This window comes from Pseudomonas sp. CM25, from assembly GCF_013179705.1.
GTDB lineage: Bacteria > Pseudomonadota > Gammaproteobacteria > Pseudomonadales > Pseudomonadaceae > Aquipseudomonas.
This window is the reverse complement of sequence record NZ_JABMCW010000546.1, coordinates 1-2,408: the sequence shown is the minus strand read 5'-3', so window position 1 is coordinate 2,408 and position 2,408 is coordinate 1. Positions and strand designations below refer to the sequence as shown.

Annotated in this window: 2 protein-coding genes; one reads left to right on the top strand and one right to left on the bottom strand. The window is 61.7% G+C overall.

Annotated features, from left to right (window positions below):
- Positions 1 to 857 (bottom strand): DNA-binding transcriptional regulator HexR (gene hexR / locus HP546_RS29220; RefSeq protein WP_172233046.1); only part of this gene is annotated, 857 nt, incomplete at its 3' end.
- Between the two features lie 211 nt (positions 858 to 1,068).
- Here hexR and zwf point away from each other — a divergent pair.
- On the top strand, positions 1,069 to 2,408 hold a 1,340-nt coding region (gene zwf / locus HP546_RS29215), incomplete at its 3' end, for a glucose-6-phosphate dehydrogenase (RefSeq protein WP_172233043.1).

Sequence of the window (2,408 nt, the reverse complement as noted above, 5' to 3'; positions counted from 1 at the left end):
AGTTCGTCGTCCTCGATCGGGTAGCGGCTGGCGTTGAGGCTTTCCTTGATCTTGCGCAGGTGCGGCTGGAAATCCACACCGCGGCGCAAGGTCATGCCGGTGGCCAGCACATCGAGCACGGTCAGCTGGATGATCCTCGAGGTCATCGGCATGTAGATGTCGGTGTCTTCAGGTAGCGGAATATGCAGGCTCAGGCTGCAAGCGTTGGCCAGCGGCGAGCCGGCGGCGGTCAGGCCCAGCACCGAGGCGCCGTTTTCGCGGGCCAGGCGGGCCACTTCGACCAGTTCCCGGGTGCGCCCGGTGTAGGAAATGATCACGAACAGGTCACCGGTGTGGGCCACCGAGGCCAGCATGCGCTGCATCAGCACGTCGGCGTGGGCCGACACCGCCAGGTTGAAGCGGAAGAACTTGTGCTGCGCGTCCAGGGCGACCGGTGCCGAGGCGCCGAGGCCGAAGAAGTGGATCTGCCGGGCCTGGATCATCATGTCCACGGCACGGCTGACCTGCTGCGGGTCGAGCTGCTGGCAGGCGCTGTCGAGCGAGGCGATGGCACTGGCGAAGATCTTCTGGGTATAGGCTGCCGGGTCGTCGTCGGCCTCTACTGCGCGGCTGACGTAGGCGGCGCCGCTGGCCAGGCTCTGTGCCAGCTGCAGCTTGAGTTCCGGGTAGCCGCTGACGCCGAACGACCGGCAGAAGCGGTTGACGGTCGGTTCGCTGACCTTGGCCGCCTGAGCCAGCGCAGCGATGCTGAAACGGGTAGCTTGTTGCGGGTTGAGCAGGATGACTTCGGCGACTTTGCGTTCGGCCTTGTTCAGCTCGTCCAGGCGTCCCTGGATCTGTTCCAGGAGGTTTCGCACGCGGTCCATGGGTGTGTCCTTGGGTCGGGAAGGCAGCCGGCTGTGGGAGCAGCAGGCTTTTTGCAGGGTCGTCTATCGTACTGTCGGTACGGTTGACGTACCACTTGTCTGTAACACTTGTGGGTAATGTTGTGGTTTTTACTACATTTACCCTTGAAAACCGTATGTGAAAGCGGTATTCCTAGTACAACTTTAGGAAAGAACCAACATCATGGCTGCGATCAGTGTCGAACCTTGCACCTTTGCCCTGTTTGGCGCCTTGGGCGACCTGGCATTGCGCAAGCTGTTTCCTGCGCTCTACCAACTCGACCGTGCCAACCTGCTGCACGCTGATACCCGCCTGCTGGCGCTGGCCCGCGAGGCAGGCAGTGCGCAGGACCACCTGAACACTATCGAAGCACACTTGCGCCGGCATGTGCCCGAGGCGGATATCGAGCCTGCTGCGCTGGGCCGCTTTCTGGGTCGCCTGGGCTACCAGCACCTGGATTTTCTGCAACCCGAGGGTTACCAGGCGCTGGCCGGGCAACTGCCAGGCGAACTACCGCTGATCGCCTATTTCGCCACTGCCGCGGCGGTGTACGGGGCCATCTGCGAAAACCTCGACAAGGCCGGGCTGGCCCAACGCACCCGGGTGGTGCTGGAAAAACCGATCGGCCACGACCTGGAATCGTCGCGCCGGGTCAACGATGCCGTGGCGCGGTTCTTCCCCGAAAACCGGGTGTACCGTATCGACCATTACCTGGGCAAGGAAACGGTGCAGAACCTGATTGCCCTGCGCTTTGCCAACAGCCTGTTCGAAACCCAGTGGAACCAGAATTCCATCTCCCATGTGGAGATCACGGTTGCCGAAAAAGTCGGCATCGAGGGCCGCTGGGGCTACTTCGACAAGGCCGGCCAGCTGCGTGACATGATCCAGAATCACCTGTTGCAGCTGCTGTGCCTGATCGCCATGGACCCGCCCAGCGAACTGTCTGCCGATGCCATTCGCGACGAGAAGGTAAAAGTGCTCAAGGCCCTGGCGCCAATCACCGGCGATGGGCTGAGCACGCGTGTGGTGCGTGGCCAGTACATTGCCGGCTACAGCGAAGGCAAGCCGGTACCTGGCTACCTTGAAGAAGACAACGCCAACGCCCAGAGCGACACCGAAACCTTCGTCGCGCTGCGCGCAGACATTCGCAACTGGCGCTGGTCCGGCGTGCCGTTCTACCTGCGCACCGGCAAGCGCATGCCGCAGAAGCTGTCGCAGATTGTCATCCATTTCAAGGAAACACCGCACTACATCTTCGCCCCGGAACAGCGTTTGCAAATCGGTAACAAGCTGATCATCCGCCTGCAACCGGACGAAGGCATTTCTTTACGGGTGATGACCAAGGAGCAGGGCCTGGACAAGGGCATGCAACTGCGCAGCGGCCCGTTGCAGCTGAATTTTTCCGACACCTGGCGCAGTACAAGGATTCCGGATGCCTACGAGCGGCTGCTGCTCGAAGTGATGCGCGGCAACCAGAACCTGTTTGTGCGCAAGGACGAAATCGAGTACGCCTGGAAGTGGTG